Below are 25,562 nucleotides of genomic sequence, written 5' to 3'. Positions count from 1 at the left end.
CGCACCGCCCCCGTGACCCGCCCCCTAAGGGTCGGAACCGGGGAAGAACCAGGAACCCCGCACCCCACCGCACCCCGGGCCGAGCACGTACGGTTGAGGAATGACGAGCATCGGTGGTGCAGAGATGGTCGACTGGAACCTCGCGGTGGCGACCGCGACCCGCTTCGTACGGCCAGGACCAGAGGTCAGCCGCGACGAGGCGCGCGAGATCGTCGCGGAGCTGCGGCGCCACGCCAAGGCGGCCGAGGACCACGTCCGCGGCTACACGAAGATGATCCCGGCGGACCACGAGCCACCGGACACCCCGGTCCTCGTCGTGGACCGCGCGGGGTGGATCAAGGCCAACGTGGCGGGCTTCCGCGAGCTGCTGAAGCCGCTCTTCGAGAAGATGCGCGAGCGCCGCCCCGGCGGCCCCGGCGGCGCCGTCATCGGCGCGGTCGGCGGCAAGGTCACCGGCGTCGAGGTGGGCATGCTGCTCTCCTTCCTCTCCTCCCGGGTCCTCGGCCAGTACGAGACCTTCGCCCCCGCCACCCGCGACCTCCCGGCCGCCACCGACGGCGGCCGGCTGCTGCTCGTCGCCCCCAACATCGTCCATGTCGAACGCGAACTGGACGTCGACCCGCACGACTTCCGGCTCTGGGTCGCGCTCCACGAGGAGACCCACCGCACCCAGTTCACCGGCGTCCCCTGGCTGCGCGACCACCTCCAGGGCGAGATCCAGTCGTTCCTCGACCAGACCGACGTCGACCCGATGACCGTGGTCGAGCGGCTCCGCGAGGCCGCCCAGTCGTTCGCCGGGGGCCGCCCCGAGGGCGAGCGCGAGGAGGACGGCGGCAGGTCCCTCGTCGAGCTGGTCCAGACCCCGGGCCAGCGCGAGATCCTGAGCCGGCTCACCGCCGTGATGTCCCTGCTGGAAGGCCACGCCGACTTCGTCATGGACGGCGTGGGCCCCCAGGTCGTGCCCTCCGTCGCCGAGATCCGCGAGAAGTTCCAGCAGCGCCGGGCCCGCGGCGCCGGACGGCTCGACCTCGCGCTCCGCAAGCTCCTCGGCCTCGACGCCAAGCTCCGCCAGTACCGGGACGGCGAGCGGTTCGTACGGGCCGTCGTCGGGGAGGTCGGCATGGACGGCTTCAACCGGATCTGGACCTCGCCCAACACCCTCCCCACCAAGGCGGAGATCGCCAAACCGGCGGACTGGGTTGCGCGGGTGCACCGTAAGGCCGAATCGTGAGCCGGAGCTGACTTTGGCAGGGGGACGCCTCACGTATCACCCATCCGAGGGACCGTGGGTGAGGGATGGGCGTGCAATGCTCGGGTAATGGCTCGGTTCTGTCACCATCGACGCACTCTGAGTGACGCTCTCCGCTCGTTCTCCGGCCGAGGCACCCCCCAAATACCATCACGAAGGGCACCGGATATGGGTCCCCATCCTGCGGTCGCGGCGATACGCCTGGCGGTCCGCCGCGTACTCCACGAGGTCCTCGACGACCACGCCGCACTCCTCACCACCACCTCCCCCGCACCCCCCGCCACACCCACCCCCCGCGCCGGAGGCGAGCCCCCGCTCGTCCTCGTCGCCTGCTCCGGCGGCGCCGACTCCATGGCACTCGCCTCCGCCCTCGCCTTCGAGGCCCCCAAGCTCTCCGTACGGGCGGGCGCCGTCACCGTCGACCACGGCCTCCAGGACGGCTCGGCGCTCCGCGCCGCCGAGGTCGTCGCCCGGCTCACCGCGATCGGCCTCGACCCCGTCGAGGCCGTCGCCGTCGATGTCGGAAGGGAAACAAGGGTGGCGCACAGCGCCTCGATCAGGGGTGGTGGCGGGCGACGGGTGGGCGGCCCCGAGGCCGCCGCCCGGGACGCGCGGTACGCCGCCCTCGATGCCGTGGCCGAGCGCCATGGCGCCGCCGCTGTCCTCCTCGGCCACACCCGCGACGACCAGGCGGAGACGGTTCTGCTCGGCCTCGCCCGGGGCTCGGGGACCCGCTCCCTGTCGGGCATGGCGGCCGTCTCGGGGACGGCCGGACGCTACCGGCGCCCCTTCCTCCAGCTCGACCGGCAGACCGCCCGCAAGGCCTGCCTCGTCCAGTCCATCCCCGTCTGGGACGACCCCCACAACACCGACCCCGCCTACACCCGCTCCCGGCTGCGCCACGAAGGGCTGCCGGCCCTGGAGAAGGCGCTCGGCAAGGGCCTCGTCCAGGCCCTGGCCCGTACCGCCCAGCTCTCCCGCGACGACGCCGACGCCCTCGACGCGTGGGCCGCCGACGCGGAGGGGGCCGTACGGGACGACACCGGGCAGCTCGCCTGCGCCCGGCTCCACGCACTGCCCCGCGCCGTCCGCCGCCGGGTGCTGCGCCGGGCCGTCATCGCCGCGGGCGCCCCCGCCGGTTCGCTGTTCGCCCGTCACATCGAAGAGGTCGACCGCCTGATCACCGGCTGGCGCGGCCAGGGAGCCATCAATCTGCCCGGCCGCGTGGAGGCCAGGAGGCAGGGTGGCAGACTGGTCATCCGGCAGGGCTGAAGCGCGGAAGCACTACGGCTGTGTCTCCCGGACCACCCAGGGCGCGCACGAGCGGTCGCGCCCGGTCCGGATCCCCGGCCGACAACGAAAGTGATGCGGGTGGACGACAAGGACCTGGGCACCGACCTCAAGTCGGTGCTCATCACCAAGGAAGAGATCGACGCGAAGCTGGCCGAACTGGCCGCGAAGATCGACGCGGAGTACGCAGGCAAGGATCTGCTTCTCGTCGGTGTCCTCAAGGGCGCCGTGATGGTCATGGCGGACTTGGCGCGGGCCCTGTCCACCCCCGTGACGATGGACTGGATGGCCGTCTCCTCCTACGGGGCGGGCACCCAGTCTTCGGGCGTGGTCCGGATCCTCAAGGACCTGGACACCGACATCAAGGGCAAGCACGTCCTGATCGTCGAGGACATCATCGACTCCGGACTGACCCTCTCCTGGCTGCTCTCCAACCTCGGTTCCCGGGAGCCGGCCTCGCTGGAGGTCTGCACCCTGCTCCGTAAGCCGGATGCCGCAAAGGTCGCGATCGACGTCAAATGGATCGGCTTCGACATTCCCAATGAGTTCGTCGTCGGATACGGCCTGGACTACGCGGAGAAATACCGCAACATCCCGTTCGTCGGAACGCTCGCCCCGCATGTCTACGGTGGCTGACCGGACATATCGCCGGGAACCTCAGGGCGGTGCTCGCCGTTGGAGCAGGGGAAGACGGGTTCACCCGCCGTCCCGTGCGGTCGCGGGCCATGATGCTGGGGTACCTTCCCAGGAACAGTCTTTTCTCACAGCAGCATTTACCTACGGGCAGGAGGGACGGGGCGACTTCGCTCCGTATGGATGGACGTGAAGCGATACTTCCGTGGGCCGGTCATGTGGATCGTGCTGGCCGTCCTCGCCGTGGTCGTGTTGATGCAGGTCGTCGGCTCGTCGGGCGGCTACAAGACGGTGGACACCGGTGAGGTCGTCCAGGCGATCGACAAGAACCAGGCCGAGCAGGTCAAACTGACCACCGGCGACGATCAGATCATCAAGGTCGACCTCAAGGACGGCCTGAAGATCAAGGGCAGCGACAAGATCCAGGCCAGCTATATCGGCAACCAGGGATCCTCGCTGGCGGCGACGCTCCAGACGAAGTTCCAGAACGGTGACATCACCAAGGGCTACACGGTCTCGCCGTCGAAGCAGAGCCCGTTCCTCTCGGTGCTGTTCTCGCTGCTGCCCTTCGTGCTGATCGTCGTGGTCTTCCTGTTCCTGATGAACCAGATGCAGGGCGGCGGATCGCGCGTCATGCAGTTCGGGAAGTCCAAGGCCAAGCTCATCACCAAGGACACCCCGAAGACGACCTTCGCCGATGTGGCCGGGTCCGACGAGGCCGTCGAGGAACTCCACGAGATCAAGGAATTCCTCCAGGAGCCGGCGAAGTTCCAGGCCGTCGGCGCCAAGATCCCGAAGGGCGTGCTCCTCTACGGCCCGCCCGGTACGGGCAAGACGCTGCTGGCCCGTGCGGTCGCCGGCGAGGCCGGGGTCCCGTTCTACTCGATCTCCGGCTCCGACTTCGTCGAGATGTTCGTCGGTGTCGGCGCCTCCCGGGTCCGCGACCTCTTCGAGCAGGCCAAGGCGAACGCCCCGGCGATCGTCTTCGTCGACGAGATCGACGCCGTGGGACGCCACCGCGGCGCGGGCCTCGGCGGCGGGCACGACGAGCGCGAGCAGACCCTCAACCAGCTCCTCGTGGAGATGGACGGCTTCGACGTGAAGGGCGGCGTCATCCTGATCGCCGCCACCAACCGGCCGGACATCCTCGACCCGGCGCTGCTCCGCCCGGGCCGCTTCGACCGGCAGATCGCCGTCGACCGCCCGGACATGCAGGGCCGTCTGGAGATCCTCAAGGTCCACCAGAAGGGCAAGCCGGTCGCCCCGGACGTCGACCTGGGCGCCGTCGCCCGCCGTACGCCCGGCTTCACCGGCGCCGACCTGGCCAACGTGCTGAACGAGGCCGCGCTGCTCACCGCGCGCGGCGACGGGAAGCTCGTCGACAACCAGGCGCTGGACGAGGCGATCGACCGGGTCGTGGCGGGGCCGCAGAAGCGGACCCGGCTCATGTCCGAGAAGGAGAAGAAGATCACCGCGTACCACGAGGGCGGACACGCCCTGGTCGCCGCGGCGTCTCCGAACTCCGACCCGGTGCACAAGATCACGATCCTCTCGCGCGGCCGGGCCCTCGGCTACACCATGGTCCTGCCGGACGAGGACAAGTACTCGACCACGCGCAACGAGATGCTCGACCAGCTCGCCTACATGATGGGCGGGCGCGCGGCGGAGGAGCTGGTCTTCCACGACCCGACCACCGGCGCGGCCAACGACATCGAGAAGGCCACGGCCACGGCGCGGGCGATGGTCACGCAGTACGGGATGACCGAGCGGCTCGGCGCCATCAAGTTCGGCGGCGACAACACCGAGCCCTTCCTCGGCCGGGAGATGGCGCACCAGCGCGACTACTCGGAAGAGGTCGCCGCGCTCGTCGACGAAGAGGTCAAGAAGCTCATCGAGACCGCGCACAACGAGGCGTGGGAGATCCTGGTCGAGAACCGTGACGTACTCGACAACCTGGTGCTGGCGCTCCTGGAGAAGGAGACGCTCAACAAGGAACAGGTCGCCGAGATCTTCTCGACCATCGTGAAGCGGCCCGCGCGTCCCGCGTGGACCGGCTCCTCGCGGCGTACGCCCTCGACGCGTCCGCCGGTGCTCTCGCCGAAGGAGCTGGCGCTGACCAACGGTGCGGCCGGGGCCAACGGGGGGCTGCCCTCCGGGACCACCGGCGAGACGCCCACCGAGGCGGTTCCGGAGGACCGTCCGGAGAGCTGACGGCGGCCGGGCCGCCGCCGGGGCGACTCGCCCCAGGGCCCGGAATGGATGCCGCGTCCCCCAGGTTTTAGCCTGTGGGGGCGCGGTATTCGTTTGCCCGCACCATGAGAACGGCACAGGAACGAGGCACACATGACCGACCCGGTGACGCTGGACGGGGAGACCCCGGTCCGCGAATTCGACGAGAAGCGGGCCGAGAATGCGGTGCGGGAACTTCTGATCGCGGTCGGGGAGGACCCGGACAGGGAGGGGCTGCGCGCGACTCCCGGGCGGGTGGCGCGGGCGTACAAGGAGATCCTGGCGGGCCTCTGGCAGGAGCCGGAGGACGTGCTGACCACCACGTTCGACCTGGGCCATGACGAGATGGTGCTCGTCAAGGACATCGAGATCGTCTCGGTCTGCGAGCACCATCTGCTGCCGTTCCACGGGGTCGCGCACGTCGGCTACATCCCGGCGGACAACGGGAAGATCACCGGGCTGTCGAAGCTGGCCCGCCTCGTGGATGTCTTCGCCCGCAGGCCGCAGGTGCAGGAGCGGCTGACCACGCAGGTCAGCGACTCCCTGATGCGGATCCTGGAGGCGCGCGGCGTCATCGTCGTCATCGAGGCCGAGCACATGTGCATGGCCGTACGCGGCATAAGGAAGCCGGGCGCCAAGACGATCACCTCGGCGGTACGCGGCCAGCTCCGCGACCCGGCGACCCGCGCCGAGGCGATGAGCCTGATCCTGGCCCGCTGAGGGCCGTACGGACGAGACGTGCGTACCGGACGTACGGAGGCGTACGGAGAAGTACGGAGCCGGGTTACGCGGCGGGGCCCGCCGGGGCCGGGCCGTTCTTGTCGCCGTGGCCGTTGTGCTCGCCGTCCTCGGGGAGCTTGCAGACCCGTTCGAGGAAGATCGCGGCGGCGATCACCGCGATGCCGGCCAGCACCGAGAACCCGGCGTAGATCGCCTGGTCGCGGCGGGCCGGGATGTCCAGCGAGCCGAGCAGGAAGACCCCCGTACCGCCGTACGCCCCGCCGACCAGCGCCGCGACCAGCGCGCTCGCCTGGCCGAAGACCACGGCGCGGGCCGCCATCAGCGGGTCGACGCCCTGCGCGCCGGGGCGGCGCTCGCGCTGGGCCTTGAGCCGGGAGCGGAGCGAGAGGGCCGTGGCGGTGAGGACCGCGGCGATCGCGGCGAGCACGATGGGCGCCGCGAGCGGCACGCTCGGCAGGGTACCGAGGGCGTCCCAGAGGCGGGCCGCGGCCCAGGAGAGCACGCCGGCCACCACGAACAGGCCGGCGAGCACGCCGATCCGCAACTGCTTCACCGAGAGAGCCGCCTTTCGCTTCGCCGTACTGACCCGACCCGCAACCCTAACGACTATTCGGGGAGGCGCAGTTCCAGGTCGGCGCGGGTCCGTACGCCGTCCCTGCCGACGTCCGTCAGCAGATCGGCCACCGGACCACGGCCCGGAACCTGGGCTTCCGGGTCCACGTCGTGCCAGGGCGCGAGGACGAAGGCGCGCTCGTGGGCGCGCGGGTGCGGGAGGGTGAGGAGCGGGTCGTCCGAGACGACGTCCGCGTACGCCAGGATGTCCACGTCGATCGTGCGCGGCCCCCAGCGCTCGTCCCTGACCCGGTCGAAGGCCTCCTCGATGGCCTGGCCGCGCTCCAGCAGCGAGGAGGGCGGCAGCGTCGTCTTCACCACCACCACCGCGTTGAAGTACGAGGGCTGCGAGCCGGGGGCGACCCCCCACGGCTCCGTCTCGTACACCGGCGAGACCGCTTTGACCCGGACGCCCGGGGTGTCCTCCAGGGCGTCGATGGCGCCCTGGATCGTCTCCAGCCGGTTCCCGAGGTTGGAGCCGAGCGCCACCACGGCGCGGCGCGGGTTGGAGAGGGTGGTGTCGGCGGCGTCCACCTGGGCGACCACGGAGGCGGGCACCGGCTGGACCGTCGGGTCGCTCTGCGGCCCGGTCGATGGGTTCGGACTCATACTCGGCTCCGGGTGATGGTGATGGTCACATCGTCGAAGGGGACGGTGATCGGGGCGTCCGGCTTGTGCACGACCACCTCGACCTCCTGGACACCGTCATGCTTGAGGCAGCTCTGGGCGATGCGCTCCGCCAGCGTCTCGATCAGGTCGACGGCCTCGCCCTCGACGACCTCCACGACCTCCTCGGCGACGACGCCGTAGTGGACGGTCTTCGCCAGGTCGTCGGCGGCGGCCGCGGGGCGGGTGTCGAGGCCCAGCGTCAGGTCCACGATGAAGGTCTGGCCCTCCTCGCGCTCCCGGGGGAAGACGCCATGGTGCCCACGGGCCTTCAGGCCGCGCAGCGCGACACGGTCCACGCGAATCACTCCTGCTGTCGTTTGTCGTCGGGCGCCCGGCCGCGAACGGGTACGGCACGGGACCCAAGGCTGAATGTACTCGCGGGCACCGACAACGCTTCCGGTCGGGGGTGAAGGACGGGTAACGGCAGGGGGTGGGGAAGACGGCGCCGCGCGACTGGTAGCCGTCCCTACCCGCGCTCTTCCGCCGCAATCCCCCGGGGGTGAGGACCCACTCACGCGGGTGGCGCGCCGTCCGCCGTGTTGTCGGCGACGGTGGCCTCGGAGCCCCCGTGGCCCCCGGGGCCGAGGGCGCCCTCGACGGCGCGGGCCACCCGTACCGCGTCCGCCGTGGCCCGTACCTCGTGGACCCGGACCGCCCAGGCGCCCCGGTGCGCGGCGATCGCGGAGACCGCCGCGGTGGCCGCGTCGCGCTCGCGGGCGGGCGGCGGGGTGCCCGAGGGGCCGGCGAGGACATGGCCGAGGAAACGCTTGCGGGAGGCGGCGACCAGCAGCGGCCGGCCCAGGGCGCGCAGCTCGGGGAGGCGGGCGAGGAGCGCCAGGTCGTGGGCGGCCTCCTTGGCGAAGCCGAGACCGGGGTCGATCACCAGGCGCTCGGGGGCGATCCCGCCGTCGACCACGGCGTCCATCCGGGCCCGCAGCTCGGCGGTGACCTCGGCGACGACGTCCCGGTAGACGGCGCGGCTGTTCATGTCCTGGCTGAAGCCGCGCCAGTGCATCACCACGAACGGCACCCCGGCGGCGGCCACCGCGGGCACCATCGCCGGGTCGGCGAGTCCGCCGCTGACATCGTTGACCAGCACCGCGCCGGCCGCGACCGCCTGCTCGGCGACCCGGGCCCGCATGGTGTCGACGGAGACCCTGACCCCCTCGGCGGCCAGCCCGCGCACCACCGGGACGACCCGGCGCAGCTCCTCGTCCTCGTCGACCCGGACCGCGCCGGGGCGGGTGGACTCGCCGCCGACGTCGACCAGGTCGGCGCCGTGGGCGGCGAGGTCGAGGCCGCGCTTGACGGCGGCGGTGGTGTCGAACCAGCGGCCACCGTCGGAGAAGGAGTCGGGCGTCACATTGATGACCCCCATGACGGCGCACCGGTCCCACTCCGGCAGCCCCTGGACCGTGCCCCGCGCGTGCGACATGCTCATATGCCCCACCCTAGGGCCTGTCGTGCGGGGTGCCCCGGGGTGTCCCGTACGGGCGGGCGTCCGGCCCGTACGGGAGGAGCCGTACGGGAGGACCCCTACGCCGCGCGGGCGGCGGTGCGGGGGGCCGGACCGTGGCCCGCGCCGCCGCCGTCGGGGCCGCCGCCCTCCGGGGAGCCGGAGGACGATCCCGAGCCGCTGCCGGGCCGGCCCTGCGGCTGGTGGCGGGGGCGGCCGAGGCGGCGCAGCGGACGCGGCAGCGACAGGGTGACGAAGCCCTCCGCCTGCATCGCGGCGAAGGCGATCCTGGGCAGGTCGCCGGTGGAGCGGAAGACCACGTACCGGGGCTCCCAGCGGGGCCGGAACTTGGCGTTGAAGCGGTACAGCGACTCGATCTGGAACCACCGGGAGAGGAAGACGAGCAGCCCGCGCCAGATCCGCAGCACCGGGCCCGCGCCCAGCTTCTCGCCGCGCGCCAGCGCCGAGCGGAACATCGCGAAGTTGAGCGAGACCCGGGTGACGCCCAGGCCGGGCGCCGCGGTGAGCGCGGCGACGATCAGCAGCTCGTTCATGCCCGGATCGGCGGTGCGGTCGCGGCGCATCAGGTCCAGCGACATCCCGTCCGTACCCCACGGAACGAAGTGGAGGACGGCCTTCAGGTCGCCGTACGGGCCCGGGGCCTCCTCGCCCGGCTTGTGCGCCGTGGCGATCACCGAGTCGCCGTCGGCGGGGTCGCCGATCCGGCCGAGCGCCATGGAGAAGCCGCGCTCCGTCTCCGTGCCCCGCCACTCGTCGGCGGCCGAGCGGATCCGGGCCAGCTCCTCGTCCGAGAGGTCACGGGCGCGCCGTACGCGGGTCTCGTAACCGGCCCGCTCGATGCGCGTGACCATCTGGCGTACGTTGCGCATCGCGCGCCCGCGCAGGGAGAAATCCGGCACGTCCACCACCGCTTCGTCGCCCAGCTCCAGCGCGTCGAGGCCGGTCTCGCGGGTCCAGACCTCGCCGCCGGTCTCGCCGCACCCCATCACCGCCGGGGTCCAGGAGTGCGCCTTGGCCTCGTCCATGAAGCGTTCGATGGCCCCGGGCCACGCCTCCACGTCGCCGATCGGGTCACCGCTGGCGAGCATCACCCCGGAGACCACCCGGTAGCAGACGGCCGCCTTGCCGCTGGGCGAGAAGACGACGCCCTTGTCGCGGCGGAGCGCGAAGTGGCCCAGCGAGTCCCGGCCGCCGTGCCGCTCCAGCAGGGCGCGCAGCCGCCGCTCGTCCTCCTCGGTCAGCCGGGCGACCGGGTGTTCGGGGCGGAAGGCGAAGTAGATGGTGGTGAGCGCGGTGAGCAGGCCGAGGGAGCCGAGCGAGTAGCCGACGGTGCCGCTGACGAGCCCCCGGTAGTCGATGGGGCCTTCGAGGCCGAAGAGCCCGTACAGCACGTGTTCGAGGCGTTCGGAGAGGCTCGGGTTCCCGACGGTCCTGCGCGGATGGGCGCTGACGATGACCAGGCCGAGCCCGATCGACCCGGCGCCCATGAGGACGAAGTTGGCCAGCGCCCGCCAGCGGCTGCGCGGGTCGGGCAGGGCGTTGAACTCCGCGCGGCCGCGCACCAGCAGGACGAGCAGGGCGAGCGAGAGGAGCACGCCGATCGCCGAGTGCCGGTAGGCGAACTGGGCCACGGCCCCCGCGGGCAGCAGGAAGACGGCGGCCCGCCACGCCCGGCGCTTGCGCCGCTTGAGCCCGTGCGCGAGGAGCAGCAGGAGTACGCCGGCGCTCAGCGAGAGCGCGGCGGCGAAGGGGCCGAGCGCCCCCGGCAGGACCTCGGCGACGGTGTGCATCCGGCTGTGCCGGAAGCGCGGGAAGACCCCGGCGGCGATGTCGACCAGACCGATGAAGGCACAGGCCGTGCCGACGATCCGGGGGACCGACTCGGAGCGCGGGGCGCGCAGCAGACGGCGCGCGGCGGTGGGGACGCGCTGGGGCTCCTTCTTGTGCTCGGCGGCGGCGCCGGGGGAGTGCGGGTTCTTGGCGGGTGCTCCGGGGGAGTGCTGGGCCCGATCCGGAACCGATCCTGATTTATCCCCATCTAGCGTCACAGACATCGCTTCCCGTGGCTCCGCGAGAGAGTGTGGTTGCCCGGATACGCCCCCCTGCGGGTCCGGACATTTTGCGCCCTCTAGGACGCGGCTTCCGGGGAGCGGGTTCATCTGTTTCTGGGAAAATCTCACGGAAGAAGCTCGCTCGCCATGGGTCTCACCAGTCGTAAAGTCCTGGCCTTGGCCGTGTTGGCGGCCGTCTTCCTGTTCGTCGCCACCATTTGGCTCTGGCCCCGGCTCTCCCGCCCGACGGCCCGCGCTGTCCTCGGCAGGATCAGCCTCGTCCTCGCGACCCAGGTGGCGATCTTCGCCGCCGTGGGGCTGCTGGCCAACCAGTACTTCCTCTTCTACGGCACCTGGGGCGACCTCTTCGGCAAGGAGCAGGAACTCGGCACCGTGGTCGGCGCGGCGGCCGACGGCAAGCATGTCGCGGTCATGGACACGCAGCGCACGGGGGTGCCGGGCGGCGCCAGGTCGGCGGTGGCGGGGGAGATCCAGAAGATCGCCGTGTCGGGGCAGAGCTCGGGGATCGACTCGACGGCGTACGTCTATCTGCCGCCCGAGTACTTCCAGAAGGGGTTCGAGAACCAGTCCTTCCCGGCCGCCGTGGTGCTCACCGGCTACCCCGGGGTCGCGGAGAACCTGATCAAGGGCCTGAACTACCCGTCGACCGCCTGGAACCTCGCCAAGCAGGGCAGGATGCAGCCGATGATCCTGGTGATGCTGCGGCCGACGGTCGCGCCGCCGCGCGACACCGAGTGCGTGGACGTCCCGGGCGGCCCGAAGACGGAGACCTTCCTCGCCGAGGACCTGCCCCGGGCCGTGTCGAAGGCGTACCGGGTCAAGAGCGCCGCCCGGAACTGGGGCATCATCGGCAACTCGACCGGTGGCTACTGCGCCCTGAAGATCGCCATGCACCACCCGGAGCGGTACTCGGTGGGCGCCGGGCTCTCGGCGTACTACAAGGCGGCGGAGGACCCGACGACCGGCGACCTCTTCCACGGCGACCAGGGGCTGCGCAACCGGGCCGACCTGCTGTGGAGCCTCGACCACCTGCCGCAGGGCAACACGTCGCTGCTGGTCACCAGCTCGCTGAAGGGGGAGCGGAACCTCCGGGACACGCGGACGTTCATGAAGAAGGTCAAGGCGCCCGCGAAGGTCTCGTCGATCATCCTCGACAACGGCGCCCACAACTTCAACACCTGGCGCCGGGAGATCCCGCCGGCCCTGGAGTGGATGTCGGGCCGGCTCAGCCAGTACTGACCGCGGTGGGGCGGGGCGGGCGTACGGGGCCGGGCGTACGGGGCCCGCTCGGCCCGCTCACGGCGTGGTGAGGGCGCTGACGGTCTCCAGTTCCACCTCCGTACGCGCGATGGCCCGCTCGTCCGCGTCGATCGAGCGGCGCAGCGCCTCGTGGAGCCGGGCCGGGGTCAGCACGCCGAGGAACCGCCCGGTCTCCTCCCGGTCGATGACCGCGATCCACCCGGCGTCGTGCTGGAGCATGGTGGCGAACGCCTGCTTCAGGGAGGCGCCGACCGGCAGCCACGCCTCCATCCGGCGGGCCCGCTCCCGTACCGTCCCGGTGGCCGGGCCGTCCGCCGCGCCGTCGGCGGCGAGCCAGCCGTGCAGCTTCTCGCCGGAGTCCAGGACCACCGCCCAGCGCGCGCCCTGCCCGGCGAGCTCCGCGGCGGCCCGCCCGAGCGGGTCGTCGAGGTGGACGACGGGCGGCTGTTCGAGGTCGCCCTCCTCGATGGGGGTGACGGAGAGCCGCTTCAGGCCCCGGTCGGCGCCGACGAACTCCGCGACGTACGGGGTGGCCGGGGCGCCCAGCACCGCCGCCGGGGCGTCGAACTGCTCGATCCTGCCCTGCCCGTAGACGGCGATACGGTCGCCGAGCCGTACCGCCTCCTCGATGTCGTGCGTGACGAAGAGCACGGTCTTGCGCAGGGTCGCCTGGAGCCTGCGGAACTCGCTCTGGAGATGGTCGCGGACGACCGGGTCGACCGCGCCGAACGGCTCGTCCATCAGCAGCACCGGCGGGTCCGCGGCGAGCGCCCGGGCCACCCCGACCCGCTGGCGCTGGCCGCCGGAGAGCTGCTCGGGGTAGCGGTCGCCGTAGACCGACGGGTCCAGGCCGACCAGATCGAGGAGTTCCGCCGCGCGCGCCCGGCCCTTGGCGCGCTGCCAGCCGAGGAGGTGCGGCACGGTCGCGGTGTTCTCCAGCACCGTCTTGTGCGGGAAGAGGCCGACCTGCTGGATGACATAGCCGATACGGCGCCGGAGGGTGACCGGGTCGATCGCGGATATGTCGTCGCCGTCGAGGAATATGCGTCCCTCCGACGGTTCGATGAGCCGGTTGACCATTTTCATCGTCGTGGTCTTGCCGCAGCCGGAAGGTCCGACGAGCGTGACCAGTTCGCCTTCGGAGACCTCGAAGGAGAGGTCGTCCACAGCGGTCGTGCCGTCCGGGTACCGCTTGGTGACATGCTCGAATCGGATCATGGTTCCCCATTGTGCGGTGTGTTGTGTGAAGGCAATGTTGCTGGAATGTGGCCGGCTTCCGCGAATGTCGGAGGTGGGGGTTAGGGTCGCCGGAGTGTGCGTGACGAAGACGGCCGCGTGCGGTCCGACGGGGGAGGCGGAGGTGGATGGGTACGCGAGGATGCCTGGCGGCGAACGACTGGATCTGCGGGGAATATCTGCGCTCCCGTAGCCAGGAGTTGATCGATGCCACGGTCCAGCATGTGTGGATCACGGCGGTGTCGGTCGTCATCGGGGTGCTGATCGCATTTCCGCTCGCGCTGCTCGCGCGGAGCCGGCCCGCGTTCACCGGACCCGTACTCGGCCTGACGACCCTGCTCTACACGATTCCCTCACTGGCGATGTTCTCGCTGCTGCTGCCGCTCTTCGGGCTCTCGGCGGGGCTGGTGATCACGGGGCTCGTGCTCTATTCGCTGACCATTCTCGTACGGAACATCATGGCGGGGCTCGCGGCGGTGCCGGAAGAGGCGAGGGAAGCGGCGCGCGGGATGGGGTACGGGCCCGCGCGGCTGCTCTGGGAGGTCGAACTGCCGCTCGCGCTGCCCGCGCTCATGGCCGGGCTGCGGATCGCGACGGTCTCGACGGTCGCGCTGACCACGGTCGGCTCGATCGTGGGCCGGGGCGGGCTCGGCAACCTCATCGACGACGCGTTGCAGAGCTTCTTCAAGGCGCAGGTGCTGACGGCCTCCGTGCTCTGCGTGCTCCTCGCCGTCCTCGCCGACCTGCTGCTGCTCGGAATCCAGCGGCTGCTGACCCCGTGGACCCGCATACGGACCGGCGGGCCCCCCGCCCCTGCCCCCGCGGCTGCCCCTGCCGCACCCGATACGGCGAAGGCGGTGGGGTGACCATGGGCGTCCTCGGAGAGGCCTGGGCGTGGCTGGCGGACGGCTCCCACTGGAGCGGCGACGGCGGCGTCTGGCAGCGGCTGGGAGAGCACGCGGCGGTCAGCGGTACGGCGCTGGCGGTGGCCTGCGCGATCGCCCTGCCGGTGGCGCTCTGGCTGGGGCACATCGGCAGGGGCGGCGCGCTCGCCGTCAACATCTCCAACGTCGGGCGGGCCGTCCCGGTCTTCGCGGTCCTCGCCCTCTTCATGGTCTCGCCGCTGCGCAACTCCGGTTCGCTGCCCACGGTGATCGCGCTGGTGCTCTTCGCGGTGCCGCCGCTGCTCACCAACGCCTATGTGGGCATGCGGGAGGTGGACCGCGCGGTGGTGGAGGCGGCCCGGGGCATGGGGATGTCGGGGCGCCAGGTCTTCCTCCGGGTCGAGCTGCCCCTCGCGTATCCGATGCTCATGACCGGGCTCCGCTCGGCCTCCGTCCAGGTGGTGGCCACCGCGACGATCGCGGCCATGGTCGGCCAGGGCGGTCTGGGCAGGATCATCACCGCGGGGTTCAACACCTACGACACGGGGCAGGTGGTCGCGGGCGCGCTGCTGGTGGCGCTCCTCGCCCTGCTGGTCGAGGGCGCGCTGGTGGCGCTGGACCGGCTGATCGACCCGGCGCCGTCCCTCGGGAAGGCCCCGGCGGCCCCGTCCGCCCGGTCCGCCCCGGCCACGACCTCATCGGCTTGATCCCGGCTTGATCCCGTCAGACTTCTCGACCTCAACAGACTTCTCGATCACGACAGACTTTTTCCGCCCCTTGGGAGAGTGGACATCATGAGCAAGACCTCGCGTTTCGCGGGCGCGGTGCTGGCGTCGGCGGCGCTCGCCGTGTCGCTCACCGCATGCGGCGGCGACAGCCTGGAGAAGAGCAAGGACGGCGGCTCCGACGCCGCTTCCACCGGTTCCGGCGCGGGCTCCGGCGACGGCAAGAAGGGCTCGCTGGTCGTCGGCGCCGCCGCCTTCACCGAGTCCAAGGTGCTCGCGGAGCTGTACGCCCAGGTGCTGGGCGGAGCGGGCTACTCCACCTCCGTCACCACCGTGAAGAACCGGGAACTGTACGAACCCTCCCTGGAGAACGGGGAGATCGACGTGGTGCCCGAATACGCCGCCACGATCACCGAATTCCTCAACGCGAAGGTCAACGGCGCCAAGGCGGCCCAGGAGAAGCCGCTCGCCTCCAGCGACGCCGCCGCCACCGTCGCCGAGCTGAAGAAGCTCGCCGAGCCGCGCGGGCTCAAGGTGCTCCCCGCCGGACAGGCCGTCGACCAGAATGCCTTCGCCGTCAGCAAGGAATTCGCCGACAAGAACAACCTCAAGACCCTTTCCGACCTCGGAAAATCCAAGATCAAAGTGAAGATCGCGGCAGGCGACGAGTGCGAGGTACGGCCCTTCTGCGCGCCCGGCCTCAAGAAGACCTATGGCATCGACGTGGCGGGCATCGACCCCAAGGGAGTCGGCACCCCGCAGTCCAAGCAGGCGGTCAAGGACGGCGTCGACCAGTTGGCGCTGACCAGTACCACCGACGGCACTCTCGACAGTTTCGGACTCGTGGTGCTGGAGGACGACAAGAAGCTCCAGAACGCCGACAACGTCCTGCCGGTCGTCAATGCCAAGGACGCCGGAGCACAGGACATAGCCGACGCGCTCGGCAAGCTGACGGACACTCTGACGACCGCCGATCTCGCGGAGTTGAACCTCAAGGTCGATGCCGAGCGCGCCAAGCCCGAAGACGTGGCCAAGGAGTATCTCCACTCCAAAGGTCTGGTCAAGAAGTAGCCCTGACAACAAGCCCCGACAACAGAGAGGGAAAGATTGTCGGACCGATGCCCCCATCGGCCTCCACGCACGGTAAATTTCAGGCCATGCCACGTGGACGCCACCGCCATTCGCCTCCTCTCCACAAGCTTCTGCCGCCGATGGCGGTCGCCGGGGCCGCGGTGCTCTGCGCCGCGGGCGCCTGGCTCCTCGCGGATCCCCTGGTGCTCCGTGCGCTGACCGCGGCGGCGGCCGTCGCCGCGGTCACCGGCGCCGTCTTCATGCGGAGTTGGGACCGGACGGCCGGCCGCCGGGTCGCCGAGCTGACCCGCGTGCGGGAGAGCGACCACTGGAAGACCGAGGAGCGGGTGGCCGAGCTGGAGGCCGACGTCGAGGAGGGGCGCGCGGTGCGCGCCAAGCTGGAGGCGAAGATCCGCTCCAAGCGGGTCGAACTGGCGAACCTGCGCGGCGAGCACGCCGCGCTGCTGCGCCGGTACGCCACCGCCGAGACCGAGCGCGCCAGCGCCCTGGAGGGCCGGCGCCGGCTCGCCCTGGAGACCTCGTCCGGGCCCAGGGCGATCACCGCCTCGGGCGGCGGGCTCACCGGCGACACCTTCGCCGCCGCCGCCCGCGCCCTGGACGAGCTGGTCCGCAACGGCGTGGCCCAGCAGGTGAAGCGGACCGTCGAGGCGGCCCGCGCCCGTGACCTGGCCGAGCGGGCCGCGGAGAGCGAGGACGAGCCGCAGGGCAGGCACGCCGCGACGCCCCCCACCGACCAGCACGGCCGCCCGGCGCCCGCCCCGCAGGGCCAGCCGGCCCCGGCCACCCCGCCGGGGCCGCGCGTCCCGGTGGCCTCGGCGATCGTCCCGTACCACCCGCAGGACCGCTCCGTACGGCGCCCCGAGGGCCACTTCGACTTCTTCGGCGCCCAAGGGCCGGAGACGGAGGCCGAGGCGGCGCGGACGGCCGAGGCGGCGCGGACGGCGGACCGGAACGACCGCCGTCACGACCGCCCGAGGGATGTCGCGCCGGTGCTGGTGGAGGAGGTGCCGGTGGCCGAGGCGCCGTACCAGGTGCCCGACCAGGCGCCCCGGGTCACCCCGGCCCCCGCGGTCCCCGCCCCGGCGGAGGCGTCCGTGCCCCCGTCCGCCCCGGTGGGCGTCCCGGCCCCCGGCGCGCCCGTCCCCATGGACCGGCTGGCACAGGTGGCGCGGGACGAACTGGCCCGCGTGGCGCGCGAGGACCTGGCCGACGTGGTCGGCGAAGAGGCCCTCGCCGACCAGGACCACCGGGACCAGGGCGGGGACCAGGGCGTCGGCCAGGTGATCGACCTGACCGCGCACGACGACACGGAGCCGCTGCCGCTGGGCGAACTGCGGGGCGTGGTCAGCTCGTAGCCCCGGGCCGGCTCGTAGACCCGTAACAGGAACGGGGTCAACGGCCCGCCCCGGACCGCACCAGCCCGCCCCGGACCGCTACGTGTCGGTCACTTGTCGATGTCTCCGACGACGAAGAACAGCGACCCCAGGATCGCCACCATGTCCGCGACCTGGGTCCCCGGCAGCAGCTCCGTCAGGGCCTGGATGTTGTTGAACGACGCCGAGCGCAGCTTCAGCCGGTACGGCGTCTTCTCGCCCCGCGAGACCAGGTAGTAGCCGTTGACGCCGAGCGGGTTCTCCGTCCACGCGTACGTGTGCCCCTCGGGCGCCTTCAGCACCTTCGGCAGCCGCTGGTTGACCGGCCCAGGGGGCAGCTCGCCCAGCCGGTCCAGGCAGGCGTCGGCGAGGTCCAGCGCGTTGTGCGTCTGCTCCAGCAGGCACTCGAACCGGGCCAGGCAGTCGCCCTCCTCCCGGGTCACCACCCGCAGGGTGTCCGCGAGTTCCCCGTACGCGAGGTACGGCTCGTCGCGCCGCAGGTCGAAGTCGACCCCGGAGGCGCGGGCGATCGGCCCCGACACCCCGTACGCGTGCACGGTCTCCCGCGCCAGTACGCCGACGCCGCGCGTACGCCCCCGGAAGATCTCGTTGCCGAGGACCAGCCGGTCGTACACGTCCATCCGTGAGCGCACCGCGGCGACCGCCTGCCGGGTCCGCCCCTGCCAGCCGGCCGGGAGGTCCTCCTTGAGGCCGCCGACCCGGTTGAACATGTAGTGGATCCGGCCGCCGGAGACCTCCTCCAGCACCCGCTGGATGTCCTCGCGCTCGCGGAAGGCGTAGAACATCGGGGTGATCCCGCCGAGTTCGAGCGGGTACGAGCCGAGGAACATCAGGTGGTTGAGGACCCGGTTCAACTCGGCGAGCAGCGTCCGCGTCCAGACGGCGCGCTCGGGGACCTCCATACCGAGCATCCGCTCGACGGCCATCACCACGCCCAGCTCGTTGGAGAACGCGGAGAGCCAGTCGTGGCGGTTGGCGAGCATCACGATCTGCCGGTAGTCGCGCGCCTCGAAGAGCTTCTCCGCGCCCCGGTGCATGTAGCCGATGACCGGCTCCGCGTGCTGGATCACCTCGCCGTCGAGGACCAGACGCAGCCGGAGCACCCCGTGCGTGGAGGGGTGCTGGGGGCCGATGTTGAGCACCATGTCGGTGGACTCGGCCGCGCCGCCGATGCCGACCGTGGTGGTGCGGGGCGTGGTCGTCCGGGTGGTGTCCGTCATGGCGACAGTCTCTCAGAGCCGCGCGGGCCGCAGACCGTCACGGGTGGCCGCCCCCGCTCGGCGCCCCTTGTCCGTCACGGGTGCCCGCCCCCCCCCGCCCGCTGTCCGCCGCCCGTCAAGGGTGGCCGCCCGCCGCGCCCCGCAGGCCGCCCGCCGCGCCCCGCAGGCCGCCCGCCGCGCCCCGCAGGTCGTCGGCCGTGCCCCACAGGTCGTCGGAGGCCGCCGCCCCGGTCCCCACCGGCTGGGCCAGCCAGCCGAAGTCGCCGAGGCCGCCGCGCGCCGTCAGCTCCGCCGCCTCGCCCGCCCCCGCCAGGGCCCTTACGTACGCCGCCGGGTCCGACGCCGCCAGCGTCAGCGGCGGGCGCGCGCCGCTCACCCCCAGCCGCCGCAGGGCCGCGCGCTGGCTCAGCAGCCGCGTGCCCGGCAGCGGGCAGGCCGCCGCGCACGCGTCCAGCGCCACATGGGCGGTGAGGTCCCGGGAGCCGTCGGGGACGGGGGGCACCTCCCGGCCCTCCCGGAAGCCGGTCAGCGTACCGAAGGGCGGCCGGGCCTCCCGTACGTGCGCGTAGTCCACGGCCACCGCGAGCCCCCGCGCCACCGTGCCGACCGCCGCCGCCCAGGCCTCGTCGCGCGGGCGGCCGATCTCGGCCCGGGTGCCGGGCCCGGCCGGCGGCCACCAGCGGGCCAGCCACCGCGCGTCCGCGCCCGCGACCGGGGGGCCCGGCTCCTCGGTGGCGTCCGGGCGGACCAGGACATACCGCACGGTCCCGTCGGCGTCCGTCTCGGCGATGTCCAGCGGTACGTTGTCCAGCCACTCGTTGGCGAAGAGGAGACCCCGCACGCCCTCCGGAGGCTCCGCGCGCCACTCCACGCGCGGGTCGAGCCCCGGCGGGCGCGGGGCGCGTTCGACCGCGTACGCGCGTACGGTCAGCCCGGCCGGCACCGCCGCCAGCACCCCGGTGAGCAGCTCGCCCCGGCCCGCGCCGATGTCGACCAGGTCCACCTCGTCGCCGCCGAGCAGCCGCGCCGTCCGTACCAGCAGCCGGGCGACGGCGGAGGCGAAGAGCGGGGAGGCGTGCACGGAGGTACGGAAGTGACCCGCGGGCCCCTCGGGACGCAGATAGAAGCCGCCGGGCCCGTACAGCGCGGCCTCCGCCGCCGTACGCCACCGCACCGCTCCGGCGGGACCGGAGCCGGCCCCGCCCCCTGGAACCCCCGCCGTGGCGCCCCCCTCCCCGCCCCCGGAAACGCCCCCGGAAACGGCCCCTGAAACGGCCCCGGGGACGCCCTCCGGGACGCCTCCCTGGACGCCTTCCGTCCCCCGTGCTGTACGTGTCTCATCCGTCACGGGCCCCAGTCTCCACCTTGGGGAGTACGCCTCCGCCGAGCGGATCGCCCCACCGGCTGACCCCCCGGCGGGTCCGCTTCCCTACGCTGGGTTACGTGCAGCGCTTCTACGACTTCCTCCGCCGGCACCCGACGGGCGTCGACAGCTTCCTGGCTGTCCTGCTCTTCGGGGTGTCCCTGCTGTGGGCTGTGCAGCAGAACGACGGTGTCGAACGGCGGCTGGCCGCCATGGCCGTCACCGTTCCGCTCTCGCTCGCCGTCGCCCTCCGGAGGCACGCTCCCGAGCGCATGCTGCTGCTGGTGACCGCCGTCGGCCTCGCCCAGCTCGCGCTGGACGTCCTGCCGGGCCCGGCCGACTTCGCGATGCTCGCGGTGATCTACACCGTCGCCGCGCGCGGCGGTTCGCGCTGGGCGCCCCGGTTCGCGCTGGTCGGCGGGGTCCTCGCGGCGCCGCTCTCGCAGCTCCGCTGGTCGCCGGGGGAGGGCGGCATCGCGGGCCAGGTCTTCTTCTCCGCCGTCCTGGCGGTGCCGTTCGTGCTGGCCTGGGTGCTGGGCGACTCGATGCGGACCCGAACCGCCTACTTCGCGCAGTTGGAGGAGCGGGCCAAGCGGCTGGAGAAGGAGCGCGAGGCGCAGGCGCAGGTGGCGGTCGCCGCCGAGCGCGCCAGGATCGCCCGCGAGCTGCACGACGTGGTCGCGCACAACGTCTCCGTGATGGTCGTCCAGGCCGACGGCGCCGCGTATGTCCTGGACGCCGCGCCCGACCAGGCCAAGGAGGCCCTGGAGACCATCTCGAACACGGGCCGGCAGGCGCTCGCCGAGATGCGCAGGCTGCTGGGTGTGCTCCGTACCGGCGACGCCCCGGAGGGCGGCGAGTACGTACCGCAGCCGGACGTCGGCCAGATCGAGGACCTGATCGAGAACGTGCGGGCGGCGGGCCTCGCCGTCGACTTCCGGATCGAGGGCACCCCGAGGCCGCTGCCGAGCGGGGTCGAGCTCACCGCGTACCGCATCGTGCAGGAGGCCCTCACCAACTCGCGCAAGCACGGCGGCCCGGACGTCGGCGCCAGCGTCCGGCTCGTCTACTTCGACGACGGGCTCGGCCTGCTGGTCGAGGACGACGGGCGGGGCGCGGCCCACGAGTTGTACGCGGACGGCGGTGCGGACGGGCGGGGCCACGGGATGATCGGCATGCGCGAGCGGGTCGGTATGGTGGGCGGCACCCTGGACGCGGGCCCGCGCCCGGGCGGCGGGTTCCGGATCAGCGCGCTGCTGCCCCTGAAGACGGCGCACTAGCCGTGGTGCGGGCCGACCCCGACTCCGCCCCGACCCCCGAGTCGGCCCCGTAGACGGCCCATTGGCTTCGACCGGACAAGGACCCCCGATGGCGATCCGAGTGATGCTCGTGGACGACCAGATGCTGCTGCGGACCGGCTTCCGCATGGTGCTGGCCGCTCAGCCCGACATGGACGTCGTCGCGGAGGCCGGGGACGGCGTCGAGGCGATCGACCGGCTGCGCACGACGGAGGTCGACGTCGTCCTGATGGACGTGCGGATGCCGAGGATGGACGGGGTCGAGGCGACCCGCCGGATATGCGGCGCGCCGAACCCCCCGAAGGTCCTCATCCTGACCACCTTCGACCTCGACGAGTACGCCTTCTCCGGGCTCAAGGCCGGGGCCAGCGGCTTCATGCTGAAGGACGTGCCGCCGGGCGACCTGCTGACCGCGATCCGCGCCGTGCACAGCGGCGACGCGGTCGTGGCGCCGTCCACCACGCGCCGGCTCCTGGACCAGTTCGCGCCCATGCTGCCCACCAGCACCCAGCCCGAGAACAAGGAGCTGGACCGGCTGACCGACCGGGAGCGCGAGGTCATGCTGCTGGTGGCGCAGGGCCTGTCGAACGGCGAGATCGCCGGCCGGCTCGTCCTCTCCGAGGCGACCGTCAAGACCCACGTGGGCCGCATCCTCACCAAGCTCGGCCTGCGCGACCGGGTCCAGGTCGTCGTCCTCGCGTACGAGACGGGGATGGTACGGGCCGGGGGCGGCGCGGGCGGGGCGCGCTGACCGCCGTGCTCATCTGGCTGAACGGCCCCTTCGGCGGCGGCAAGACGCAGACCGCGCACGAGCTCCACCGGCGGCTCCCGGGCAGCGTCGTCTGCGACCCGGAGGAGGTCGGCTTCGGGCTCCACCGGATGCTGCCGCCGGGGCTGCGCGGCGACTTCCAGGACCTGCCTGCGTGGCGGCAGGGCGTGTACGAGGTCCTCGACCGCGTCCTCCGCGCCCACGAGGGCCCGGTGATCGCCCCGATGACCGTGGTCGACCCCGGTTACTTCGACGAGACCGTCGGACGGCTGCGCGAGAGCGGCCACGACGTACGGCACTTCGCGCTGCTGGCCGAGCGGGCGACCGTACTGCGGCGGCTGACCGAGCGGGGCTGGGGGCGCGGCCTGAAGCGCGAGAGCTTCGCCGTCGCGAAACTGGACCACTGCCTGGAGGCGCTGGCCGGGCCCCGGTTCGCCGAACACCTCCACACCGACCGCCTCACCCTCCCCCAGGTCGCCGACCGCGTCGCCCTCTCCACCGGCCTCCACCTCACCCCCAACACCTACGGCCCCCGCCGCCACCGGCTCCGCCAGATCCGGATCGGCCTCCGCCACATCCGCTTCCTCTGACGTTCCCGTGACGTCCCCCGGCCCGTGACTCTTCCCCGGCCGCCGGTGCCAAGATATGGGCATGCCCCCAACCACGATCCGGGGTGTCCCGGACCCGGACGACATCGACAACGCCCCGCAAGCCCGCGCCGCGCGGCCGGGCATGTCGCCCCGGGCGTACGCCCGGGAGCTGCAGGTCCGGGAAGCCGTCGGCCCCGGCCTCGCGGAGACGGCCGCGCGCCTGGAGCGCGAAACCCGTGCCCAGCTGAGCACCACCGACATCCTCGACGCGATCGAAGACGGGCGGGACCGCCGCTGACCCGGCGCCGGCGCCGACCTCCCCACCGCGCCCGTCCTGCCCCGCCGGGCGCCACCTGTGGGGGAGCGGCCTGCGGGTATCGCCGGGCCTGTGGACAACTCGGGGGTGGTGGGAAACGCTGGCGTAGCATGGCGAGAAATCGTCCGGTACCCCCTGCGGACTGGAACGGAAGGCCCTCGCGTGAACGCATCTGCTCATGAGTCCTTCGATCCCCGGGACCGGCCCGCGCGGCTGAGTGTCGGGGTGGTCGGTGCGGGGCGGGTCGGGCCCGCGCTCGCGGCGGCCCTGCGGCTCGCCGGGCACCGGCCCGTCGCCGTCTCCGGGGTCTCCGACGCCTCCGTACGGCGCGCGGGCGCGCTGCTGCCGGACGTTCCGCTGGTCACCCCCGCCGAGGTGCTGGCGCGCGCCGAGCTCGTGCTGCTGACCGTGCCCGACGACACGCTGCCGGGGCTGGTGGAGGGGCTCGCCGACACCGGGGCCGTACGGCCGGGGCAGCTCCTCGTGCACACCTCGGGGCGGTACGGGGCGCGGGTGCTCGACCCCGCGCTGCGGGCCGGGGCGCTGCCGCTCGCCCTGCACCCCGCGATGACCTTCACCGGCACCTCCGTGGACGTCCAGCGGCTGGCCGGCTGCTCGTTCGGGGTCACCGCGCCCGAGGAGCTGCGGCTGGCGGCGGAGGCCCTGGTCATCGAGATGGGCGGGGAGCCCGAGTGGATCGCCGAGGAGTCCCGTCCGCTCTACCACGCGGCCCTCGCCCTGGGCGCGAACCACCTGGTCACCCTGGTCGCCCAGGCGATGGAGCTGCTCGGCGCGGCCGGGGTCGCCGCCCCCGACCGGATGCTCGGCCCGCTCCTCGGCGCGGCCCTGGACAACGCGCTGCGCTCCGGCGACGCGGCCCTCACCGGACCGGTCGCCCGCGGTGACGCCGGTACGGTCGCCGCCCATGTCGCGGAGTTGCGCGCGCACGCCCCCGGCGCCGTCGCGGGGTATCTGGCGATGGCCCGTACGACCGCCGACCGCGCCCTCGCGCACGGGCTGCTCAAGCCGGAGCTGGCCGAGGACCTGCTCGGCGTCCTCGCGGGCGGCGAGGGCCTGCCCGGGGGCGGGGAAGCCACGGAGGGCACGGACTCCGCCGGAGGTGCGGGATGACCGCGTACCCCGGACAGCCCCCGCACCCCGGACAGCCCTCTCACACCCCTCACGCCGGGCAGCCCCCGTATCCCGGAGAGACGGACCCCATGAGCACCGACCCCGTGAGCAAGGACCCCCTCCGCACGGACCCCGCCGGTGCGGACGCCGCCGGTGCGGACGCCGCCGGGACGGATCCCGCCCGCACTGACCCCGCCGGGACGGACCCCACCGCGACAGACCCCGTGACCTTCGTGCTCGCCGCGACCCGTGCCGATCTCGACCGGGTCCTGGACCGGCGTGCCCCGGGTGCGCGGGTCGGGGTCGTGCTGACGATGGGGGCGCTCCACGATGGGCACGCGACGCTGGTACGGGCCGCCCGCGCCCGGGTCGGGGCGGGCGGGCTGGTCGTGGTGACCGTCTTCGTCAACCCGCTCCAGTTCGGCGCGGGGGAGGACCTGGACCGCTATCCGCGCACCCTGGACGCCGATCTGAAGGTCGCCCGGGAGGCCGGTGCCGATGTCGTGTTCGCGCCCGCCGCCGACGAGGTCTACCCCGGCGGCGAACCGCGGGTCACGCTCTCCGCCGGGGCCATGGGCGAGCGGTACGAGGGCGCCTCGCGCCCGGGGCACTTCGACGGCATGCTCACGGTCGTCGCCAAGCTCCTCCACCTCACCCGCGCCGACGTCACCTTCTTCGGCCGCAAGGACGCCCAGCAGCTCGCCCTGGTCGGCCGGATGGCCCGGGACCTCGACTTCCCGGTCGAGATCGTCGGCGTCCCCACGGTCCGCGAGGACGACGGGCTCGCGCTCTCCAGCCGTAACCGCTACCTCTCCGTACCGGAGCGCCGTACCGCCCTCGCGCTCTCCCGGGCCCTGTTCGCCGCCCGCGACCGCCTCGCCGCCCAGTACGCGCTGCGCGCCCGCGCCGCCTCCGCCCCCGCGCCGGGCGCCCGCGCCGCCGGGCTCTCCGCGCTCGGCGAGGCCCGGCTCGCGGCCGACGCCCACGCGGTGGCCGCCGCCCGCACCCCGGAAGGGGCCGACGCGGTCCGGGCCGCCGCCCGTACGGTCCTGGACGAGGCGGCCCGCGCCGTACCCCCGCTGGAAGTGGACTACCTCGCGCTGGTGGACCCCGCCGACTTCACCGAGGTCCCCGACGGCCACACCGGCGAGGCGATCCTCGCCGTGGCCGCGAAGGTGGGCACCACCCGGCTGATCGACAACATCCCGCTGACCTTCGGAGCGCCCCAGTGACCGGACACCCGACCGGAACCGGCGACAGAGCAGCCGGTCCCGGAGCAGCAGATGACAGCAGCGGCGGAACCGGTGCCGCC

The 25,562-nt window shown here is 72.8% G+C and carries 24 protein-coding genes; 16 read left to right on the top strand and 8 right to left on the bottom strand.

Annotated features, from left to right (window positions below):
- Nucleotides 1–100 precede the first annotated feature (100 nt).
- The 5 genes from AB0O07_RS34350 (at nt 101) to folE (ending at nt 6,121) form a co-directional block, all read left to right on the top strand.
- Nucleotides 101–1,231 (top strand): zinc-dependent metalloprotease, encoded by a 1,131-nt coding sequence (locus tag AB0O07_RS34350; RefSeq protein ID WP_365640970.1) that lies wholly within the window; start codon nt 101–103, stop codon nt 1,229–1,231.
- A gap of 186 nt (nt 1,232–1,417) precedes the next feature.
- On the top strand, nt 1,418–2,521 hold the full coding sequence (gene tilS, locus AB0O07_RS34345) for a tRNA lysidine(34) synthetase TilS (RefSeq protein ID WP_365640968.1): 1,104 nt from the start codon (nt 1,418–1,420) through the stop codon (nt 2,519–2,521).
- 93 nt (nt 2,522–2,614) lie between these two features.
- Nucleotides 2,615–3,175, top strand: coding sequence for a hypoxanthine phosphoribosyltransferase (gene hpt, locus AB0O07_RS34340; protein WP_365640966.1), 561 nt, complete (start codon nt 2,615–2,617; stop codon nt 3,173–3,175).
- Between the two features lie 180 nt (nt 3,176–3,355).
- Complete coding sequence (ftsH, locus tag AB0O07_RS34335) at nt 3,356–5,383, top strand: ATP-dependent zinc metalloprotease FtsH (protein ID WP_365640963.1); 2,028 nt, start codon at nt 3,356–3,358, stop codon at nt 5,381–5,383.
- Nucleotides 5,384–5,515: 132 nt separating this feature from the next.
- Nucleotides 5,516–6,121 (top strand): GTP cyclohydrolase I FolE, encoded by a 606-nt coding sequence (gene folE / locus AB0O07_RS34330; RefSeq protein WP_365640961.1) that lies wholly within the window; start codon nt 5,516–5,518, stop codon nt 6,119–6,121.
- 64 nt (nt 6,122–6,185) lie between these two features.
- On the opposite strand, the gene AB0O07_RS34325 is transcribed toward folE, so the two are convergent.
- From AB0O07_RS34325 to AB0O07_RS34305, 5 genes are all read right to left on the bottom strand, one after another.
- A complete protein-coding gene (locus AB0O07_RS34325) occupies nt 6,186–6,695 on the bottom strand; it encodes a DUF3180 domain-containing protein (protein ID WP_365640959.1) in 510 nt (169 codons plus the stop codon).
- Nucleotides 6,696–6,748: 53 nt separating this feature from the next.
- Nucleotides 6,749–7,363, bottom strand: coding sequence for a 2-amino-4-hydroxy-6-hydroxymethyldihydropteridine diphosphokinase (gene folK / locus AB0O07_RS34320; RefSeq protein WP_365640956.1), 615 nt, complete (start codon nt 7,361–7,363; stop codon nt 6,749–6,751).
- On the bottom strand, nt 7,360–7,719 hold the full coding sequence (folB, locus tag AB0O07_RS34315; RefSeq protein WP_365640954.1) for a dihydroneopterin aldolase: 360 nt from the start codon (nt 7,717–7,719) through the stop codon (nt 7,360–7,362). The genes folK and folB overlap by 4 nt, the downstream gene beginning before the upstream one ends.
- Before the next feature lie 215 nt (nt 7,720–7,934).
- The gene (folP, locus tag AB0O07_RS34310; protein WP_365640951.1) at nt 7,935–8,864 is read right to left on the bottom strand and encodes a dihydropteroate synthase; all 930 of its coding nucleotides are present in this window, start codon (nt 8,862–8,864) and stop codon (nt 7,935–7,937) included.
- Nucleotides 8,865–8,959: 95 nt separating this feature from the next.
- Nucleotides 8,960–10,954 (bottom strand): phosphatidylglycerol lysyltransferase domain-containing protein, encoded by a 1,995-nt coding sequence (locus AB0O07_RS34305; RefSeq protein ID WP_365640949.1) that lies wholly within the window; start codon nt 10,952–10,954, stop codon nt 8,960–8,962.
- 144 nt (nt 10,955–11,098) lie between these two features.
- Here AB0O07_RS34305 and AB0O07_RS34300 point away from each other — a divergent pair, with 144 nt between their 5' ends.
- Nucleotides 11,099–12,211 carry an alpha/beta hydrolase-fold protein gene (locus AB0O07_RS34300; protein WP_365640946.1) on the top strand — a complete coding sequence of 371 codons (1,113 nt, stop codon included), beginning with the start codon at nt 11,099–11,101 and terminating at the stop codon, nt 12,209–12,211.
- A 57-nt stretch (nt 12,212–12,268) separates the two neighbouring features.
- Here AB0O07_RS34300 and AB0O07_RS34295 read toward each other — a convergent pair whose 3' ends face one another.
- Entirely contained in the window at nt 12,269–13,450 is a 1,182-nt protein-coding gene (locus tag AB0O07_RS34295) for a betaine/proline/choline family ABC transporter ATP-binding protein (RefSeq protein WP_365640944.1), read from the bottom strand.
- A 146-nt stretch (nt 13,451–13,596) separates the two neighbouring features.
- Between AB0O07_RS34295 and AB0O07_RS34290 the strand changes: the two genes are divergently transcribed.
- The 4 genes from AB0O07_RS34290 to AB0O07_RS34275 all read left to right on the top strand — a co-directional run bounded on the left by AB0O07_RS34290 (nt 13,597) and on the right by AB0O07_RS34275 (nt 17,524).
- Complete coding sequence (locus AB0O07_RS34290) at nt 13,597–14,334, top strand: ABC transporter permease (protein ID WP_365640942.1); 738 nt, start codon at nt 13,597–13,599, stop codon at nt 14,332–14,334.
- Nucleotides 14,335–14,336: 2 nt separating this feature from the next.
- Entirely contained in the window at nt 14,337–15,059 is a 723-nt protein-coding gene (locus AB0O07_RS34285; RefSeq protein ID WP_365640940.1) for an ABC transporter permease, read from the top strand.
- Nucleotides 15,060–15,146: 87 nt separating this feature from the next.
- Complete coding sequence (locus AB0O07_RS34280) at nt 15,147–16,148, top strand: ABC transporter substrate-binding protein (protein WP_365640938.1); 1,002 nt, start codon at nt 15,147–15,149, stop codon at nt 16,146–16,148.
- 86 nt (nt 16,149–16,234) lie between these two features.
- The gene (locus AB0O07_RS34275) at nt 16,235–17,524 is read left to right on the top strand and encodes a hypothetical protein (RefSeq protein WP_365640936.1); all 1,290 of its coding nucleotides are present in this window, start codon (nt 16,235–16,237) and stop codon (nt 17,522–17,524) included.
- 89 nt (nt 17,525–17,613) lie between these two features.
- Here the strand turns inward: AB0O07_RS34275 and AB0O07_RS34270 are convergent, their stop codons facing one another.
- Nucleotides 17,614–18,783 carry an NADH-quinone oxidoreductase subunit D gene (locus AB0O07_RS34270; RefSeq protein ID WP_365640933.1) on the bottom strand — a complete coding sequence of 390 codons (1,170 nt, stop codon included), beginning with the start codon at nt 18,781–18,783 and terminating at the stop codon, nt 17,614–17,616.
- 115 nt (nt 18,784–18,898) lie between these two features.
- Entirely contained in the window at nt 18,899–19,957 is a 1,059-nt protein-coding gene (locus AB0O07_RS34265; protein WP_365640930.1) for an SAM-dependent methyltransferase, read from the bottom strand.
- Between the two features lie 269 nt (nt 19,958–20,226).
- On the opposite strand from AB0O07_RS34265, the gene AB0O07_RS34260 reads away from it, so the two are divergent.
- From AB0O07_RS34260 to panC, 6 genes are all read left to right on the top strand, one after another.
- Entirely contained in the window at nt 20,227–21,426 is a 1,200-nt protein-coding gene (locus AB0O07_RS34260) for a sensor histidine kinase (RefSeq protein ID WP_365640927.1), read from the top strand.
- 88 nt (nt 21,427–21,514) lie between these two features.
- On the top strand, nt 21,515–22,195 hold the full coding sequence (locus tag AB0O07_RS34255) for a response regulator transcription factor (RefSeq protein WP_365640924.1): 681 nt from the start codon (nt 21,515–21,517) through the stop codon (nt 22,193–22,195).
- A 5-nt stretch (nt 22,196–22,200) separates the two neighbouring features.
- Nucleotides 22,201–22,803, top strand: coding sequence for an AAA family ATPase (locus tag AB0O07_RS34250; protein ID WP_365640922.1), 603 nt, complete (start codon nt 22,201–22,203; stop codon nt 22,801–22,803).
- Nucleotides 22,804–22,864: 61 nt separating this feature from the next.
- Nucleotides 22,865–23,101: an antitoxin gene (locus tag AB0O07_RS34245; protein ID WP_365640919.1), complete on the top strand. Its 237-nt coding sequence runs from the start codon at nt 22,865–22,867 to the stop codon at nt 23,099–23,101.
- Between the two features lie 180 nt (nt 23,102–23,281).
- Entirely contained in the window at nt 23,282–24,250 is a 969-nt protein-coding gene (locus tag AB0O07_RS34240; RefSeq protein ID WP_365640916.1) for a DUF2520 domain-containing protein, read from the top strand.
- Between the two features lie 89 nt (nt 24,251–24,339).
- Entirely contained in the window at nt 24,340–25,482 is a 1,143-nt protein-coding gene (gene panC, locus AB0O07_RS34235; protein WP_365640914.1) for a pantoate--beta-alanine ligase, read from the top strand.
- Nucleotides 25,483–25,562: the final 80 nt, after the last annotated feature.

It is taken from the genome of Streptomyces sp. NPDC093085 (assembly GCF_040683935.1).
In the GTDB taxonomy this organism is placed as follows: Bacteria; Actinomycetota; Actinomycetes; order Streptomycetales; family Streptomycetaceae; genus Streptomyces.
The sequence above is the reverse complement of the archived record's forward strand: the minus strand, read 5'-3'. Positions and strand labels throughout refer to the sequence as shown.

Coding starts and splice junctions, on each gene's coding strand:
- AB0O07_RS34350 (WP_365640970.1), top strand. CDS start 101: ATGACGAGCATCGGTGGTGCAGAGATGGTCGACTGGAACCTCGCGGTG.
- tilS (WP_365640968.1), top strand. CDS start 1,418: ATGGGTCCCCATCCTGCGGTCGCGGCGATACGCCTGGCGGTCCGCCGC.
- hpt (WP_365640966.1), top strand. CDS start 2,615: ATGCGGGTGGACGACAAGGACCTGGGCACCGACCTCAAGTCGGTGCTC.
- ftsH (WP_365640963.1), top strand. CDS start 3,356: ATGGACGTGAAGCGATACTTCCGTGGGCCGGTCATGTGGATCGTGCTG.
- folE (WP_365640961.1), top strand. CDS start 5,516: ATGACCGACCCGGTGACGCTGGACGGGGAGACCCCGGTCCGCGAATTC.
- folK (WP_365640956.1), bottom strand. CDS start 7,363: ATGAGTCCGAACCCATCGACCGGGCCGCAGAGCGACCCGACGGTCCAG.
- folP (WP_365640951.1), bottom strand. CDS start 8,864: ATGAGCATGTCGCACGCGCGGGGCACGGTCCAGGGGCTGCCGGAGTGG.
- AB0O07_RS34305 (WP_365640949.1), bottom strand. CDS start 10,954: ATGTCTGTGACGCTAGATGGGGATAAATCAGGATCGGTTCCGGATCGG.
- AB0O07_RS34300 (WP_365640946.1), top strand. CDS start 11,099: ATGGGTCTCACCAGTCGTAAAGTCCTGGCCTTGGCCGTGTTGGCGGCC.
- AB0O07_RS34295 (WP_365640944.1), bottom strand. CDS start 13,450: ATGATCCGATTCGAGCATGTCACCAAGCGGTACCCGGACGGCACGACC.
- AB0O07_RS34290 (WP_365640942.1), top strand. CDS start 13,597: ATGGGTACGCGAGGATGCCTGGCGGCGAACGACTGGATCTGCGGGGAA.
- AB0O07_RS34285 (WP_365640940.1), top strand. CDS start 14,337: ATGGGCGTCCTCGGAGAGGCCTGGGCGTGGCTGGCGGACGGCTCCCAC.
- AB0O07_RS34280 (WP_365640938.1), top strand. CDS start 15,147: ATGAGCAAGACCTCGCGTTTCGCGGGCGCGGTGCTGGCGTCGGCGGCG.
- AB0O07_RS34275 (WP_365640936.1), top strand. CDS start 16,235: ATGCCACGTGGACGCCACCGCCATTCGCCTCCTCTCCACAAGCTTCTG.
- AB0O07_RS34270 (WP_365640933.1), bottom strand. CDS start 18,783: ATGACGGACACCACCCGGACGACCACGCCCCGCACCACCACGGTCGGC.
- AB0O07_RS34255 (WP_365640924.1), top strand. CDS start 21,515: ATGGCGATCCGAGTGATGCTCGTGGACGACCAGATGCTGCTGCGGACC.
- AB0O07_RS34245 (WP_365640919.1), top strand. CDS start 22,865: ATGCCCCCAACCACGATCCGGGGTGTCCCGGACCCGGACGACATCGAC.
- panC (WP_365640914.1), top strand. CDS start 24,340: ATGAGCACCGACCCCGTGAGCAAGGACCCCCTCCGCACGGACCCCGCC.